The 16,599-nt window shown below is 41.0% G+C and carries 16 protein-coding genes; 5 read left to right on the forward strand and 11 right to left on the reverse strand.

From position 1 onward, the window contains the following. Positions 1 to 16 precede the first annotated feature (16 nt). From HMPREF9449_RS08430 to HMPREF9449_RS08440, 3 genes are all read right to left on the reverse strand, one after another. The gene (locus HMPREF9449_RS08430; protein ID WP_009136835.1) at positions 17 to 1,303 is read right to left on the reverse strand and encodes an MFS transporter; all 1,287 of its coding nucleotides are present in this window, start codon (positions 1,301 to 1,303) and stop codon (positions 17 to 19) included. Between the two features lie 26 nt (positions 1,304 to 1,329). Then, a complete protein-coding gene (locus tag HMPREF9449_RS08435) occupies positions 1,330 to 2,424 on the reverse strand; it encodes an aldose epimerase family protein (RefSeq protein ID WP_009136836.1) in 1,095 nt (364 codons plus the stop codon). 292 nt (positions 2,425 to 2,716) lie between these two features. Then, positions 2,717 to 3,586: a sigma-70 family RNA polymerase sigma factor gene (locus HMPREF9449_RS08440; protein WP_009136837.1), complete on the reverse strand. Its 870-nt coding sequence runs from the start codon at positions 3,584 to 3,586 to the stop codon at positions 2,717 to 2,719. Between the two features lie 245 nt (positions 3,587 to 3,831). On the opposite strand from HMPREF9449_RS08440, the gene rpmH reads away from it, so the two are divergent. The 3 genes from rpmH to HMPREF9449_RS08450 all read left to right on the forward strand — a co-directional run bounded on the left by rpmH (position 3,832) and on the right by HMPREF9449_RS08450 (position 7,543). Next, on the forward strand, positions 3,832 to 3,990 hold the full coding sequence (gene rpmH, locus HMPREF9449_RS16250; RefSeq protein WP_071987186.1) for a 50S ribosomal protein L34: 159 nt from the start codon (positions 3,832 to 3,834) through the stop codon (positions 3,988 to 3,990). A gap of 326 nt (positions 3,991 to 4,316) precedes the next feature. Beyond that, complete coding sequence (locus HMPREF9449_RS08445; RefSeq protein WP_040611288.1) at positions 4,317 to 5,054, forward strand: hypothetical protein; 738 nt, start codon at positions 4,317 to 4,319, stop codon at positions 5,052 to 5,054. 419 nt (positions 5,055 to 5,473) lie between these two features. Further along, entirely contained in the window at positions 5,474 to 7,543 is a 2,070-nt protein-coding gene (locus tag HMPREF9449_RS08450; protein WP_009136839.1) for a helix-hairpin-helix domain-containing protein, read from the forward strand. 254 nt (positions 7,544 to 7,797) lie between these two features. Here the strand turns inward: HMPREF9449_RS08450 and purE are convergent, their stop codons facing one another. Continuing rightward, positions 7,798 to 8,304, reverse strand: coding sequence for a 5-(carboxyamino)imidazole ribonucleotide mutase (purE, locus tag HMPREF9449_RS08455; RefSeq protein WP_009136840.1), 507 nt, complete (start codon positions 8,302 to 8,304; stop codon positions 7,798 to 7,800). 282 nt (positions 8,305 to 8,586) lie between these two features. On the opposite strand from purE, the gene HMPREF9449_RS08460 reads away from it, so the two are divergent. Both HMPREF9449_RS08460 and obgE read left to right on the forward strand, forming a co-directional pair. Continuing rightward, positions 8,587 to 9,138, forward strand: a complete 552-nt coding sequence (locus tag HMPREF9449_RS08460; protein WP_009136841.1) for a phosphoribosyltransferase — start codon at positions 8,587 to 8,589, stop codon at positions 9,136 to 9,138. A 121-nt stretch (positions 9,139 to 9,259) separates the two neighbouring features. After that, the gene (obgE, locus tag HMPREF9449_RS08465; RefSeq protein WP_009136842.1) at positions 9,260 to 10,249 is read left to right on the forward strand and encodes a GTPase ObgE; all 990 of its coding nucleotides are present in this window, start codon (positions 9,260 to 9,262) and stop codon (positions 10,247 to 10,249) included. A gap of 56 nt (positions 10,250 to 10,305) precedes the next feature. On the opposite strand, the gene hisIE is transcribed toward obgE, so the two are convergent. The 7 genes from hisIE to hisD all read right to left on the reverse strand — a co-directional run bounded on the left by hisIE (position 10,306) and on the right by hisD (position 16,547). Further along, positions 10,306 to 10,902, reverse strand: a complete 597-nt coding sequence (gene hisIE / locus HMPREF9449_RS08470; RefSeq protein WP_009136843.1) for a bifunctional phosphoribosyl-AMP cyclohydrolase/phosphoribosyl-ATP diphosphatase HisIE — start codon at positions 10,900 to 10,902, stop codon at positions 10,306 to 10,308. Between the two features lie 16 nt (positions 10,903 to 10,918). After that, on the reverse strand, positions 10,919 to 11,671 hold the full coding sequence (hisF, locus tag HMPREF9449_RS08475) for an imidazole glycerol phosphate synthase subunit HisF (RefSeq protein ID WP_009136844.1): 753 nt from the start codon (positions 11,669 to 11,671) through the stop codon (positions 10,919 to 10,921). 108 nt (positions 11,672 to 11,779) lie between these two features. Next, on the reverse strand, positions 11,780 to 12,493 hold the full coding sequence (hisA, locus tag HMPREF9449_RS08480) for a 1-(5-phosphoribosyl)-5-[(5-phosphoribosylamino)methylideneamino]imidazole-4-carboxamide isomerase (protein WP_009136845.1): 714 nt from the start codon (positions 12,491 to 12,493) through the stop codon (positions 11,780 to 11,782). Between the two features lie 7 nt (positions 12,494 to 12,500). Then, positions 12,501 to 13,088, reverse strand: coding sequence for an imidazole glycerol phosphate synthase subunit HisH (gene hisH, locus HMPREF9449_RS08485; protein ID WP_009136846.1), 588 nt, complete (start codon positions 13,086 to 13,088; stop codon positions 12,501 to 12,503). An 11-nt stretch (positions 13,089 to 13,099) separates the two neighbouring features. Next, positions 13,100 to 14,200 (reverse strand): bifunctional histidinol-phosphatase/imidazoleglycerol-phosphate dehydratase HisB, encoded by a 1,101-nt coding sequence (gene hisB / locus HMPREF9449_RS08490; RefSeq protein ID WP_009136847.1) that lies wholly within the window; start codon positions 14,198 to 14,200, stop codon positions 13,100 to 13,102. Next, entirely contained in the window at positions 14,194 to 15,249 is a 1,056-nt protein-coding gene (gene hisC / locus HMPREF9449_RS08495; RefSeq protein ID WP_147640151.1) for a histidinol-phosphate transaminase, read from the reverse strand. The genes hisB and hisC overlap by 7 nt, the downstream gene beginning before the upstream one ends. After that, entirely contained in the window at positions 15,249 to 16,547 is a 1,299-nt protein-coding gene (gene hisD, locus HMPREF9449_RS08500) for a histidinol dehydrogenase (RefSeq protein WP_009136849.1), read from the reverse strand. The genes hisC and hisD overlap by 1 nt, the downstream gene beginning before the upstream one ends. Positions 16,548 to 16,599 lie beyond the last annotated feature (52 nt).

The following is a 16,599-nucleotide window of genomic DNA, read 5'->3' on the forward strand; positions in this document are numbered from 1 at the left end:
GTTATCAAATTTTATATCATTCAACCGGAATATCCTTATTTACATTCTTCGAACCAATCAAAGCATAATACAACAGGTATACCAATGCTCCGAAAATCACCCAATAACTGGTCATGTAAGAAGAAATATCAGCAACAAGTCCCTGCAATAACGGTAATAACCCACCGCCACATACCATTACCATAAAAATACCGGAAGCGGCTTCAGTATATTTACCCAAGCCTTCTACTGCCAGGTTGAAAATACCGCCCCACATCACTGAGGTACATAAACCACATAATACAAGGAACATAATACTCATTGGAATTTCTGCCATACCGAAAGAAATATCAGACTGGAATACCGGCATTTTTACGGTATAAGAAATCGGAGTGAAGATGGCCACCAAGGTTAAAATAATTCCCAAAATTGAAACGAAAATAAGCATCGTCTTACTGGAAACTTTGGCTCCGATAGAAGCTCCTACCAAACGGCCGACAAGCATCAGGAACCAATAGGTACCCACTACAGAACCCGCAGTCGTTGTGTTGATGCCCAAACCACCTTCTGCCGCACTTCCTGTCATAAAGGGATTGATAAACATCTGAATACCGACCTCGACACCTACATACAAAAAGATTGCAATAGCTCCCAATACGAAATGCCGGAAAGACAAAGCACTGTGTTCACTTTTTTCGGCAGCCTTTTCACTCACCATCTGACGAGGTTCCGGAATTCTGACCATAGAGAGAACAATAAAAGCTAAAGCAAAAATTCCCATAGCCAAAAACAAGGCAGGATTCGCATCCTGAATCGTAGCAGCTTCTACATTACTACCGATCAGATAACCAACTAATACAGGAACAATAGTCGCATTCAGGGAATTAAAAGATCCTCCTACCTGGATTAACTGATTCCCTTTATTTCCGCCCCCGCCTAAAGTATTCAACATCGGATTGACAACCGTATTCAGCATACACATGGAAAATCCAGCAACAAATGCTCCGATCAGGTAAATGACAAAACTTCCGGCAATACCCGAAACATACTGAATACCAACCCCTATAAAACCGACGATAATAGCTGCCAAAGCCGTCTTTTTATAACCGATTCGTTGTAACAGAATGCCAGCGGGAATTCCCATAAAAGCATAAGCGATAAAGTTTGCCGCATAGCCTAACGACGCCATAAAATTAGAAGCGCCAAACTGACTCTTAACGATTACGCCCATCGGATTCTGTAGACCAGTTACAAATGAGATCATACCAAAAAGTAAAATCATCATTAAAATAGGCAAGGTGTAATTTTTTTTCTCTTGAATCATGATTTTTAATTTAGATATTAATGATATTATTTTTCCACACCGAATTTATAAATGCATTTTTGAGTATATACCTCTCCTACACCCAATACTACGGACGGGAAGTGAGGTTTATTCGGACTATCCGGGAAATGCTGTGTTTCCAGACAAATAGCACTTCTCTCCGGATAAGTAGCTCCGTATTTACCTGCAAAACCTCCCAGCCAATTGCCTGTATAAAGCTGTACGCCTGGCTCTGTTGTATACACTTCCAGGGTACGTCCGCTCTTGGGATCGACAACCCTTGCAGCAAAAGAAAGCTCTCCCGCTTCTTTTTTATTCAGCACATAACAATGGTCATATCCTTTTCCGAATACTAATTGTTCAAACGAATCCTCTATGCGTTCACCGACGATACGAGGGGCCCGGAAATCCATAGGCGTTCCTGACACCGGAGCAATTTCCCCGGTTGGAATCGAAACCTTATCCATAGGGGTATAATGATCGGCATTGATGGTCAAGATATGATCGCAAATCGTAGGAGTAGGATCGGCGGTACCCGCTAAATTAAAAAAAGAATGCTGGGTCAGGTTGATAACCGTCTTTTTATCCGTCATAGCCTGATAAGATATCTCCAAAGCATTCTCATTACTCAGATGATAAACGACTTCTATAGACAAATTCCCCGGAAAACCTTCTTCCCCGTCCACTGATAAATAATTCAGCTTTAACGTTTGCGAATTCAGTTGTTCGGCATCCCAAACGACTGCATTAAAACCGGTTAAGCCTCCGTGAAGCGTATTCGGACCATTGTTAATTGCCAAAGTATATTCCTTACCATCTAAAGTAAATTTTCCATCAGCAATACGGTTCCCATACCGGCCTACTAATGAACCCAAATAAGGTTCAGGCGTTTTCTGATAATCCTCTAAACTACTATGTCCCAATACGACATCGGCATATTCCCCGTTTTTATCCGGAACCATTACCGATACGACAAAACCGCCGTAGTTCGTTACAGCAATTTCTACTCCGTTTTTATTTTTCAGTAGGAACAAGTGAGTAACTTTCCCGTTCACCTCCGCCTGAAAAGCCGTGGGATCCAACTTTATCAAGCTGTCTGACAAAGAATTGTTGTGTGTCATAATCTCAAATTTTTAAATAACTGTCATTTTCCCCTATAAATGTGTGTCCGAGTCCCACAGCCAAATCCGCTCCTTCACTCTTTCCTCCCGACAATTTCGTGCCTATTTTTAACACATTCACATATCCTTGCAAAAATAATCCGTTTTTAAAGAATAACAAATAAAAAAGAGGCCTTTCGACCTCTTTGATTTAATATTACGTTATAAATTTTTCATTTTTTCCCCGGAAGTAGTTTATTTTTCAGCCCGGGAATATTTCTATGGAACTAAAAAGAGAATACGTTCTCAAGCATTACAAATACGTTTTCAATCGTTTCACACAACGGGCTTCTTTCAATTTCCGGATTGCTTTCGACTTTACTTGCCGGACCCGCTCACTTGTCAGGGTTAATTTCGCACCGATTTCTTCGAGTGACATCGCCACATAACCGTTTAATCCGTAATACATACTGACAATAGTAGCTTCTCTTTCGGTCAGGACAGATAAAGAACGCTCAATGTCTTTTTTTAAAGAATCGTGATTCAAACCGGCTTCCGGAGCTGCCATTACATTCTCTGAGGGAATATAAATATCGTACAAATTAATCGCTTCTTCTCCCGTTGTCAACGGAGCATCCATAGAAATAGGTTTATTGGCGATCTTCATATTTTCTTTCACATCTTCCGGAGAAATATCCATTTTTTCAGCAATTTCTTCTGCAGTAGGTTCCCGCTGATATTCCTGTTCCAATAAAGTATAAAATTTATTTACTTTATTTATCGTACTGATTTTATTCAAAGGCAAACGGATTAAACGGGCATTTTCTGCAATAGCCTGTAATATCGACTGACGAATCCACCAAACAGCATAAGAAATAAATTTAAATCCTTTGGTTTCGTCAAAACACTCAGCAGCCTTTATCAATCCTAAATTTCCTTCGTTTATGAGATCTCCTAACGTCAATCCATGATTCTGGTATTGTTTGGCCACCGAAACGACAAAGCGTAAATTACTTAATACCAATCGCTCCCGGGCTTCACTATTTCCCTTTTTAATTTGTTTGGCCAAACGTGCTTCTTCGTCCGGATTCAATACATGAATTTTCCCGATCTCTTGCAAATATTTCTCTATCGCATAAGATTCACGTCCTGTTATCTGCTTCGTTATTTTAAGTTGTCTCATAACTATACATACTGTTTAATTAATAAAATTACTCACGAGAAACAGAATTACTGTCCGGGATATAAACAATCACCGTGTATACGAAAAAAGAAGTGAAAAGTTTCAAAAAAATAAATGTGAGTCTCCGAAAGAAGACAAATCGAAAAATTTAGTCCTGAAAAAAAGTTTCTTTTCTTTGGAGTAATTAAAAAATTCCATACTTTTGCAATCCAAAGTTTGAAAATAATATCCAAAAAATAAGTGCAATGAAACGTACATTTCAACCATCTAACAGAAAGAAAAGAAACAAACATGGTTTCAGAGAGAGAATGTCTACTGCCAGTGGCAGAGCCGTTTTATCGAAAAGAAGAGCTAAAGGGAGGAAAAAATTAACGATCTCTGACGAACACAGACATAAGGCTTAATCCTTAAGAAAGAATATAAAAGCTGTCGGTATAAACTGACAGCTTTTTTTATAAAAAATAATATCTTTTTTTCAATACGCTTATCCCCCGAGAAAACAAGGATTTTTAATTACAGCAAACAGAACTTATTTGGCAGGAATGCAGAAAAGGTTGTAAAAGGTGAAGAAGGAGATTTCAAAAATAGAAAAGAGATAAAAAATTAAAATAATTCGGGAAAAGACTTACCTTTAAAAGGATTTATCGTATTTTACCAAAATCAAAAAAGAGAGTATTTTTATTACCATATAAATCGTTTAAATTTGTGGGATAAACTTTTACATAGAGGGATGGAGAAAGAATTAGAAAAAAAATGGGAAAATATTAGCGAGCTACTGGCACAAGTAGGATCGAATTTGAATATTCTGGAAGAAGAAGTAGATATCAAAGTCCAAAAAGAATATTTCAATCTCGCGAAAATGTTGTCTACTAATGCCGAAAAATACCAAATCCTCTGTAAACAATACCTGGAACAAATAAACGATTTATACGACGAAACTTTACCGCTGGACAAGAAAAAAGAAATGCTGGTAATTCTGGGTACTCTCGATGATATTTCGGTTTACCGCGCTATCGAATCTTTTTCCAAATCCGAAGGGGCTTTACAGAAATGGGCAATCATTGCTTTACAGCAATCCCGCATGTTGATACAATCCGGATTATTAGATGATCCGGGTATTTTCATCTCCACAGGATTGGGAGGTCAAGGTTCTTTGTTACGCTATTTTTGTGTTTTCCTCCATCGCACAGACGAACAATTACAAGAATTCCAACAGCGCATCATCCAGGATGAAATTGAAACAGCCCTTGCTCCTTTAAAAGGAATCATTGAACAAATCGATTTCTATAAAAGTTATTCTACATCGCTACTCCTTTTACCCTTAGACACCAACCTGAAAAAAACGTTTGAAACAATTATCAATGAATGTAATTTGTATGGAAATTTTTTGCACGAAAATATGATTATTACGAATGTAAAAAAGCTATCTGAACAAGAGATCCTGACAATATTGCATAAAAAAAATTGACCTTACCTAATATATTCTAAGAATGCGACAGCAAAGCCTGAGCTCTTTTCATCCCTTTTATTTTAAAAATTTTAGACGTTCCTTCCGGCAACACCTATCTTTAAATTTCGTAAATTTGAAGGTAGAAAACTTTTACAAGGAAGGTGGACAGATAAAACGATAAAAAATACCTCTCAACATTTTGCTATTTTTCACTTTCTTATTCTTTCTGTCCTGTTTATAAAGTGGTGGTTTTACACAACCATGAGGGAATATTCTATTTCCCGTTGGTACAAATATTTTGATTCAATCGTTTATTCCAGGGACAACGATCCTTTGTGCACCCTGACATTTGCAGTAACATAAATGTATTCGCAAACTGTCAGTCTTCTTCTGAAAATTGAGTTTTACTTTTCTGTCCTCTACTAATTCGGCGTTCTATGAAAACATTTTTATTTTTCCTGTTTCTTTGCGCTTGTCCTTTATTGCCGCTCTGCGCTCAAGAATCATTGGATATAGAAAAATTATTGGAAACGAACGATATCCTTCATTCAGAAGAAGGATATGAAGAAATGACCCGCACCTTGCTACACTTACAACGTTATCCTTTGAATATTAACACAGCCGGTTTCGATTCTCTAAAAATGCTCTTTTTCCTATCAGACAGTCAGATCGACCGTATTCTCAGCTTTCGTAAAAAATACGGGATTTTCCTTTCCCGCCACGAATTGCTACTGGTAGGAGGCATCGGAAAAAAAGATCTGGAAAACATCTCCCCTTTTATCTGTTTAGGAGAAGTGACAGGCAGAAAACGCCTACAAGCTATCCGAAAATATACTTCTCAGGAAATACTGGCCAAAGCCCGCTCAACTCTTCCCCGCCAGGAAGGTTATAAGTCCTATTCTCCTTCCGCTTTTAAAAGTGAAGCTCAATACCTGAAAAAACAGGCATCCCGGTTTCAGGGAATTCCTCTGGGTACACTTTTAAAATACAAAATTAAAACGGGTGATCATTGGCAAGCCGGATTAACACTGGAAAATGATCCGGGGGAAGCTTACTTTACCCGGTATCAAAAAATGGGTTTCGATTTTTTTTCAGCTCATCTTTGTGCCACAACCACCCATTTTTTCCGAAAAATCATTTTGGGAGACTATCGGACGCAATGGGGACAAGGTCTCGTTGCCTGGGGAGGCTTTTCCTCCGGTAAATCCTCCTTAGCTCTCGGAAACGAAAAATCAGGAAAAGGTTTTAGTCCTCATACCTCCACAGATGAAAACAATTTTTTAAGAGGCGTTGCCCTCTCTTTGCAACCGCTACCTTCTTTGCAAACAGATTTATTTTTTTCTTCTAAAAAAACGGATGGAAATAGAATCGATCCCGCTAGCATCAATGAAGAAAATATTTTAACGGCAACACTTTATGAAAGCGGAAACCACCGGAATAGTACAGAAAACGAGAAAAAACATCAGCTAAAAGAATGGACAACCGGTCTGTCTTTTCATTGGAATGCTTCAGCTTTTCGAATCGGAATAAATACCGTGTATTACAATTTTCAACCGCCGATCAAAAAAGGAGAAAAAATTTATCAGCAATTTAACGATGAGGGGAAAAAACGTTTGTTAACCAGTATCGATTATAAAACAAGTTTTCGAAATATTTATTTATTCGGAGAAACAGCTACATGTGAACAACATAGCTGGGCAACCGTAAATGGATTGCGTTTCAGCCTCTACGCAAATGCCGCGATGAGCGTGATATACAGACGATATGATAAAAACTACGTTTCCCGTTATGCCCACGGATTCGGAGAATATTCCAACACCTCCAACGAAGAAGGACTTTATATCGGCTTGGACATATCTCCCGTTAAAAACCTAAAAATCAATACCTATTACGATTGGTTCCGCTATTTCAGTCCCCGTTATAATGCTTATGTACCGGATGCCGGTCAGGAATTTCTCTTCGAAGCAAATTATACTCTTTCGGATTTTGAACATTTATTCCGGTTCAAAAACGAAAGAAAACCGGAAAATTTCAACCATACGGATCACACCTATACCGTCTTAAGGGTAAAAAACGAAATACGGTATCAACTGAGTTACCGACCTCTCAAAAAATTGGAATTGCGGACACGCATCGACTTTACTTTTTATCGCAAACTACACCTGCGGGAAAAAGGTTATCTGATTCACCAAGACCTTATTTATACCTCCGGAAAGGAAAAATTTAACTTCCAGCTTCGCCTGGCTTATTTCGATACGGACTCGTACAATACCCGTATCTACAGTTACGAAAATAACGTATTATACGGCTATTCGTTTCCTGCTTATTTCGAACGGGGATTCCGGACCTACCTGAATCTGAACTGGAAACTGCACCGGATTTTAACCTTTTATCTAAAAACCGGTTTTACCTATTATCCGGATGCAGATCATATCGGCTCATCGGTAACCCGAGTCGAAGGCAATAAACTCTTCGATTTGACTGCTCAGCTCCGCATCCATTTGTAATCGCATTTTACTCGAGTCGTTTCGGGGGAAAAACGATATTCCCCCTAATGCATAAATTATCCGGAAAACTTTTTTCAGAGGAGAGACAAACGCTCTGTCGCTGAATAAAACATTGGTTTTTGATAAAACTATCGATTCAGACCGAAAGCTCGTTTCTCCACCCATCGCCAAACCCGAACCGAGCAAGTACACCACCTTATGCTTCTAAAAAAGTTTTCCGGAGCCCCTTTTAAACCGACCTCCTCTCACTAAAATCAATTGGTCTTATAAGTGTACTTTACTTGTGCCAATTCTTTGTTTGCATCTACGATTTTTTTCTTCAAGGATTCCTTATAAGAAAGGATTTTCTTTTTTAATTCTGCATCTCCCACAGCTAAGATCTGGGCCGCCAGAATACCTGCATTCATTGCACCATTGATGGCAACTGTAGCGACAGGAATGCCCGGAGGCATCTGTACAATAGCCAATAAGGCATCCATACCTTCTACGGAAGATTTGATCGGTACTCCAATGACAGGTACAGGGGTCATCGCTGCAATTACTCCCGGTAAATGAGCCGCCATACCAGCTCCTGCAATAATTACTTCTATTCCTCTTTCTGCCGCATTTTTTGCAAAATCCTCCACCTCAGCAGGAGTTCTGTGTGCAGAAAGGGCATTCATTTCAAAAGGGATACAAAAATTATTCAAGACTTCGGCCGCCTTTTCCATCACTGGTAAATCCGAAGTACTTCCCATAATAATACTAACTTTCGGTGTCATTATTCTCTGATTTAAAATACAATCTTTTTCTATTTCTCCTTTTCTCCTCCCCTGCTTCTGCCGATAAAGCAGCTTCTCCTTCCATTTACCAAAACCGCTTCTGTCTTCCGCCCACTTCTACATCAACGGCTGAAGTCTGCCGACAATCCCCCCACTTCTCCATAATGTAAACGTTATTTCTAATCTTTCTGCCGAAATATACCGTAAAAACATTACTTTTGCACAAAGTAAATAAAAAAAAACAAATCTCAGGTTCCAATAAGACACAAACAGCGTTCGGCGATGAAAAAAGTAAAATTACACGACAAAGAATTCGAACTACTTATTGATGCGGCAACAATCGATCAAGCTATTGCTAAAGTTGCAAATGAAATCAACAAAGATCTGAAAGATACAAAACCGCTGTTTTTAAGTATATTAAACGGCTCGTTTATGTTTACTTCTGATCTATTAAAACAGATTACTATCCCCGGAACTGAAATCTGTTTCATGAGAATCGCTTCTTATGAAGGAACGTCTTCCACCGGGAAAATCAAAGAACTGATCGGCTGTAACGTAAATCTGACGGACCGGACAATCGTTATATTGGAAGATATGATCGATTCCGGTAGGTCAATGACTTATTTAATTGACTACCTCAAAGGTAAAAATCCGAAAGCGATCAAAGTAGCCACTATGTTTTACAAACCCAAAGCCCTCACTCATCCAGTAACAGTCGACTACTGTGCTTTGGAACTTGAAAACGACTTTGTCGTGGGGAGAGGACTGGATTACGATGGATTAGGACGCAATTATCCGGATTTATATATTTTAAGCACTGCAACAAATGAATAAGACATTACCGATCATTAATAATATAAATCTCCCTTGAGGTGAAACATACACTCTAAATAAAAAACGCCTGAAAAGCCTCTTGCCAAGGGGAGACACAAACTCGAAATAAAACCTGAATTTTATGGCTTCAACGAATTTCATTGACTATGTAAAAATATTCTGCCGCAGCGGTGCTGGCGGTAAAGGTTCAGCACATTTGCACCGGGATAAGATGACGGCCAAAGGTGGCCCGGACGGAGGAGACGGCGGAAGAGGAGGCCATGTGATTCTCAAAGGGAACCGGAATTATTGGACCTTAATTCACCTCAAATACCAGCGACATGTTTTTGCCGGAGACGGAGAAGGTGGAAGTGAAGCCCGTTGCAGCGGAGCTGACGGAGAAGATAAAATTATAGACGTTCCTCTCGGAACAGTTGCCCGCGATGCAGAAACAGGAGAAATGATATGTGAGATTACAGAAGATAACAGCGAAGAGGTCCTCGTCAAAGGAGGACGCGGAGGATTAGGAAATTGGAATTTCAAATCGGCCACGAATCAGACCCCCCGCTATGCCCAGCCGGGAGAACCCCGAGTCGAACGCACCGTTATCCTGGAATTAAAAGTATTGGCCGATGTCGGCTTAGTCGGTTTCCCGAATGCAGGTAAGTCGACCCTTCTCTCTGTCGTATCCGCAGCCAAACCGGAAATCGCAAACTATCCTTTTACTACTTTAGTCCCCAACCTAGGGATCGTTACTTACCGGGACAATCAATCTTTCGTCATGGCCGATATCCCCGGTATCATTGAAGGCGCCCACCTCGGAAAAGGGCTGGGAATCCGCTTTTTACGCCATATTGAACGCAATTCTGTACTTTTATTTATGATTCCGGTAGACTCACCGGATATCCACCAGGAATATAAAATCCTACTGAATGAATTAAAGGAATATAATCCGGAATTACTGGATAAAAAAAGAGTACTGGCTATCACCAAATGCGACTGTGCCGACACAGAATTAATGACGGAAATGGAATCCGACCTGCCGGATATACCTTATGTATTTATTTCTTCCGTGACAGGAGAAGGCATTACAGCACTAAAAGATGAACTGTGGAAAGCATTGAATAACTAAATAAAACTGTACAAAAAGTCAAAATTTTGGTTTTTTGTACAGCTTTATCTATCCCATTACTTGTGTCTTTCTCTCAAAACCTCAATTACTTCTTCCAGTCCATATCCTTTCGCTATCAACAAAACCAAATAATGATACATTAAATCGGCCGCTTCGTTTAAAAATAAGATTTCATTGTTATCTTTCGCTTCAATGACCAATTCTACAGCTTCCTCTCCGACTTTTTGTGCCACTTTATTTATACCGCGGGAGATCAACCGGGCCGTATAAGATTCTTCCGGAGAATCATTTTTTCTCTTCTTCAGATATTCCTGTAAATAAAAAAGAAAATCCGGATTCTGATTTATCTCTCCCCAACAGGTATCTTTTCCGGTATGACAAACAGTACCAATAGGATCAGCCTTTATCAATAAAGAATCATTATCGCAATCGGATAAGATTTCTTTTAAATATAAAAAGTGTCCGCTTTCTTCTCCTTTCGTCCACAAACGCTGACGGGAACGACTGAAAAAACACACTTTGCCGGACGCCAACGTCCTTTCCAGAGACGTTCTATTCATAAAAGCCTGCATCAGTACGACACCCGTTTTTGAATCCTGTACAATGGCTGGAATTAATCCTTTTTCATCGAATTTCAATGCTTCTATTTCCATATATTCGTTTTTAAAATCACCTGACTTCTATTCCTTTTTTTCTCAAATATTCTTTTACTTCCTTTATACTGATTTCCCCATAATGAAATATTCCGGCGGCGAGCGCAGCCTCCACTTTTCCGTATTGGAAAACACGATAAAAATCCTCCGCCCGACCCGCTCCGCCCGAAGCAATTATGGGAATCCCAGCTTTCTCTTCCAGGCGGGCCAACGCCTCACAAGCAAACCCCCTATGCGTACCGTCGTGATTCATAGAAGTAAAAAGGATTTCTCCCCCACCCCTTTCCTCCACTTCCCGCGCCCAGGAAAAAAGCTCCCTCGCAGTCCGTTCCCTTCCCCCCTTACGGTAAACCACCCAGCTTCCCCCTTCTTCCTTTGCATCTATCGCTACGACAATACACTGTTTTCCGAACGAATAAGCCAAACGATTTATTAAATCCGGATCCTTCAATACCGAAGAATTCACCGAAATCTTGTCGGCACCTTTCCCCAATAAAGCCTCTACATCTTTTTCGGATGCAATACCTCCCCCTACCGTAAAAGGGATATTGATCTCGGCAGCCACCCGCTCTACCCACTCCAAGACCGTTTTTCTCTTATCACTACTGGCTGTAATGTCTAAAAATACCAATTCGTCAGCTCCCTCTTCTGAATATTTTTTCCCCAACTCTACAATATCCCCGGCATCTTTCAAATTCAAAAAATGAACCCCTTTCACTGTCCTGCCATTCATAACGTCCAGGCAGGGAATAATGCGCTTTGCCAACATAGGACACGTCTTTTAATATATTAATCATAAAATGTTCAAATGCAAAAACGATACTTCTTTTCCGATTAAACCGCCTCTCTCTTCCTCTTGTCCGCCCCCAACCAGATTTTAAAACCGCCCTCTAAGCTCTGCAAAAGTTATCTTATTCTCATAAATAGCCTTTCCGACAATGGCCCCATACAGACCCAAATGAGCCAATCGCTCCAAATCTTCCATCCCGCCTATTCCACCGGAAGCAATCAAATTTAAAAGAGGATAACGCTTTCGTAAATCCGCATATAAATTCACAGCCGTCCCTTCTAATGTTCCGTCCCGGGTAATATCGGTACACATCAAATATTTTATCCTTTCTTTGTATCGGTCTATCAATTCAAAAATGGTCGTACCCGTCACTTTTTTCCAACCTTGAATGCACACTTTGGTATTCCAACTATCCACACCGATAATTATTTTTTCTCCCCCATACAAATCAATCCATTCCAACACTTTTTCGACCCGGGTTTGCGCCATACTTCCGATACAAGCCAAAGCCGCCCCAGCGTTAAATACATCCCGAAGATCTCCGTCCGACTTTATTCCACCCCCGAAATCCACTGTTAAGCCTGTACTTTTACAAATCTGCTCCAACACCCGCATATTGACCACCCGGGAAGATTTCGCTCCCTCTAAATCTACTACATGCAAACGCTTTAACCCCGAAGCTTCAAATTTCTTAGCCATACTGACCGGGTCCTCTGAATATATTTTACACTGGCTGTAATTGCCTTGTATCAAACGGACACATTTCCCGTCGATAATATCTATTGCCGGTATAATTTCCATCGTTTTATTAAAATAATTGGTTTATAAAATTTCCTAATATTCTTTCTCCTGCCTGGGAAGATTTTTCCGGATGAAACTGACAACCATAAAAATTATCCTTGGCTATAGCTGCAGCAAAAGTCCCCCCGTACTCGCAACGAGCAATACAAAATGCATTGTCCGGAACATAATAGGAATGCACAAAATACATTCTCTCCCCTTCTCTTACCCCCTTAAACAAAGCAGTTTGCATTCCCCCTATCGTATTCCACCCCATATGAGGGACTTTTTCAACATCCCTGAACTTTTTTACACTAAGGGGGAAAATCCCCAAACCCGAAGTCTTATCCTCTTCCGTATCTATACACATCAGTTGCATACCTAAACAAATTCCTAAAACCGGAATTTCTAATTGAGGAAGTAATTTATCTATCCCCCTCTGCTGTATTTTTTTCATAGCAGCTGAAGCCTGTCCCACTCCGGGGAAAATAACTCGGTCTGCTGAGCGAATCACGGCCGCCTCTCCGCTGACCACTGCCTGATATCCCAATCTGCGAATAGCCGACAGAACAGAGTAGACATTTCCGGCACCATAATCTACAACGACAATTTTCATTTTTTTATTCTTTAAAGGATACCTTTGGACGAAGGAATAGCCGTACCTGTCTGACGGATAGCCATCCGGATACAACGGGCAAAAGCCTTAAAAATAGCTTCAATTAAATGATGCATATTCTCTCCTTCGGCCACAATATGTAAATTACATTTACTACTTTCACAAAAAGACGCAAAAAAATGCCGGGTCATCTCCGTAGGGAAATCCCCCACATACTCCCGCGTAAAAGCAACTCTCCATTCCAAACAAGCTCTTCCCCCAAAATCCAATAAGACTTCCGCTTTCGATTCATCCATCGGCAAGGCAAATCCATATCTTTCTATTCCTTTTTTACTCCCCAAAGCTTCCCGAAAAGCCTCCCCTAATACAATAGCCGCATCTTCTATGGTATGATGTTCATCCACGTGCAAATCCCCTTTCACCTGAAAGTACAAGTCAACGCCACCGTGACGGGCAAGCTGTTCCAGCATATGATCGAAAAAAGCAATGCCAGTATCAATCCCAGCCCGTCCGCTTCCATTCAAATCCAACTCCACACACACCTTTGTTTCCGAAGTCCGGCGCTCTATTTTTACCCGCCGACAACCCTGCTTTAAAAAATCCCGAATCTCAAGCCACGATTCTGTACAAAATGCTACCGGTAAATCGGTAAATATTTCTCCTCCCCTATAAATCCCCCGGATTCCCATATTAGCCGCCAACTGCATGTCGGACAAACGATCCCCGATTACATAAGAATTTTCCCTGTCCAAGAGTTCATTCAGGTATTTTTCTACCATTCCGACAGACGGTTTCCGGCGATAAGAAGGCTCTTCCGGAAAACTACCATCGATTAATACTTCGTCAAAATGAACCCCTTCTCCTTCCAATATCTGAAGCATCAGTTGTTGCAAGGGTAAAAAATTCTCCAGCGGGAAAGCCGGGGTTCCCAATCCATCCTGATTGCTCACCATTACAAACCGATAATCCGTCTCCATTGCAAGCTGCCTCAAGGCTCCGATAACTCCCGGAATAAATTCGAATTTTTCCAGACGATCTATCTGTTGGTCGACGGGCGGTTCCCGTAATATCGTCCCGTCCCTGTCTACAAATAATATTTTTTTCTTCAACATACTTCTGTCTTTTTTTCCGATTTCCACTCAGCCAATAAGGCCAATAATCGGTCGTTTTCTTCCGGAACCCCTATACTGATACGTAACCCTCCTTCCACCAGAGGAGGAATATTTCGCAACCGGACAACCATCTTTTGCTGAACTAAAAAATCATACAATTCCCGAAAATCGTCTAAAGTGACCAGTATAAAGTTCGCTTCGGAAGGAAATACAGACCGGAATATGTCCAATTGCACGAATGCCCGGAATAAACGTTCTCTTTCCTTTTTTATAACCCTCAGTTTTTCCTGAAACTCTTCCCGTTGTTCCAAAACATCCAAAACAGTACGCTGCGTCAGAACACTAATATTATAAGGTGCTTTTACCCGGTTCAATATCCCGATCAAAGCCGGGGTTCCATAGCCAATCCCCAAACGCAGACCTGCCATTCCCCACGCTTTAGATAAAGTCTGTAATACAAATAAATTTTCATGCCGTCGTAACAAAGTAAGGGCTGAAGGGAATTCCGTAAAATCAATATAGGCTTCGTCTACGACCACCAAACCCGTAAATTTTTCGCATATTTTTTCAATCTCGGCCAAAGGGATTACATTCCCCAAAGGATTGTTCGGCGTACACAAAAAGATCAGTTTTGTAGAAGCATCCGATTGACGTTCCACCTCCCTCCAATCCGGCTGCAAATCAGTCTGAAGATTAATTTTCCGGATTTCTACGTCATTAATAGCACCACACACTTCATACATCGAATAACCGGGAGAAAAAACAATCAGATTGTCTTCCCGGGGCTGACAGAGGCTTCGGATAAGCAGATCAATGATTTCATCACTCCCGTTACCCAGAATCAAACGGCTTTCTTCCACTTGCTTATAGGCTGCTAACTTCTTTTTTACCATCCGTTGATAAGGATCCGGATAACGGTTAAAACCATTGTCAAACGGATTTTCATTGGCATCTAAAAAGATCGCTTCGCTTCCCGCATATTCTTCCCGGGCACAGGAGTAGGGCTGTAAAAGCCGGATATTTTTCCGGACCAGATTTTGAACCTTCATCATGCTTCTTTTTCTGTTTCTTTATTGGTGACTCTGATCTGTACTGCATTTTTATGTGCTTCCAACTGTTCCTGTTCCGCCATCGTCACAAGCACCGGAGCCAAATAACGAAGCCCTTTTTCACTAATTTCCTGAAAACTGATTTTTTTCACAAAAGTGTCTACATTAATTCCGCTATACGCTTTGGCAAAAGCACTGGTTGGCAAAGTATGATTGGTTCCGGAAGCATAATCCCCGGCACTTTCGGGGGAATAGTTTCCCAAAAAGACAGAGCCGGCATTCTGAATGGCAGCTATATAGTCCCGATAGTTTTCGATATTCAAGATAAGATGTTCCGGAGCATATTCATTTACAAATTGTATACATACCTCCGGATTTTCGAACACCACAAATCTGGCATTCTCCCAAGCCGCCCGGGCAATTTCACAGCGAGGCAATAGGCCTATTTGCCGTTTCACCTCTTTCTCAACTTTTTCCAGCATATCCGGACACCAGCTTACAAACACGGCCTGGCTGTCTTTACCGTGTTCTGCCTGCGACAACAAATCGGCAGCAATATATTCCGGACGGGCAGTCCGATCGGCAACAATCAGAACTTCTGAAGGCCCCGCAGGCATATCCATAGCAAGCCCGTAATTTCCGGCAAAGCGCTTAGCAGCAGTAACATACTGATTACCAGGGCCTACTATTTTAAAGACCCGGGGTACTGTCTCCGTCCCGAAAGTCATCGCTGCAATAGCTTGAACTCCTCCCACTTTATAGACAGCGGTTGCTCCGCAATACCGGGCAGCCCATAAAATAGCCGGAGGAACCCGTCCCTCCCGGTCGGGGGGAGTACAAATCACAATTTCCCGGCAATGGGCTATACGGGCCGGTATAACCAACATTAAAACGGTAGAAAATAAAGGAGCACTACCTCCCGGAACATACAACCCGACCTTTTCTATCCCCCTTACCTCCTGCCAACATCTGAAACCGTTCCCGCTTTCATATTCACAACTACCGGGAAGCTGCTTTAGGTGAAAAGCCTCAATATTCCGGGCAGCTTCCCGGATCGCTTCCTTCAAAGCAGGACTTACCCTCCCCTCTGCTTCTTCCATTTCTTCCTCACTCACCTTGAAATTTCCGATACGAACCCGATCAAAATACCAAGTATATTTCATCAAAGCTTTGTCTCCCTCTTTCTGTACTTCCATAAAAATAGCACGACATAATTTTTCCAAATCATCGTTACCGATTTGTGGACGGGCCATGATTTTTCCCCAATCCTGCAAACTTGGATTTATCCATTTTTCCATTTTATTTATCTTTAAAATTTATTTACCAATTCTTTACCTGAACTTACAGCTA

The organism is Odoribacter laneus YIT 12061 (assembly GCF_000243215.1).
GTDB classification, from domain to species: domain Bacteria; phylum Bacteroidota; class Bacteroidia; order Bacteroidales; family Marinifilaceae; genus Culturomica; species Culturomica lanea.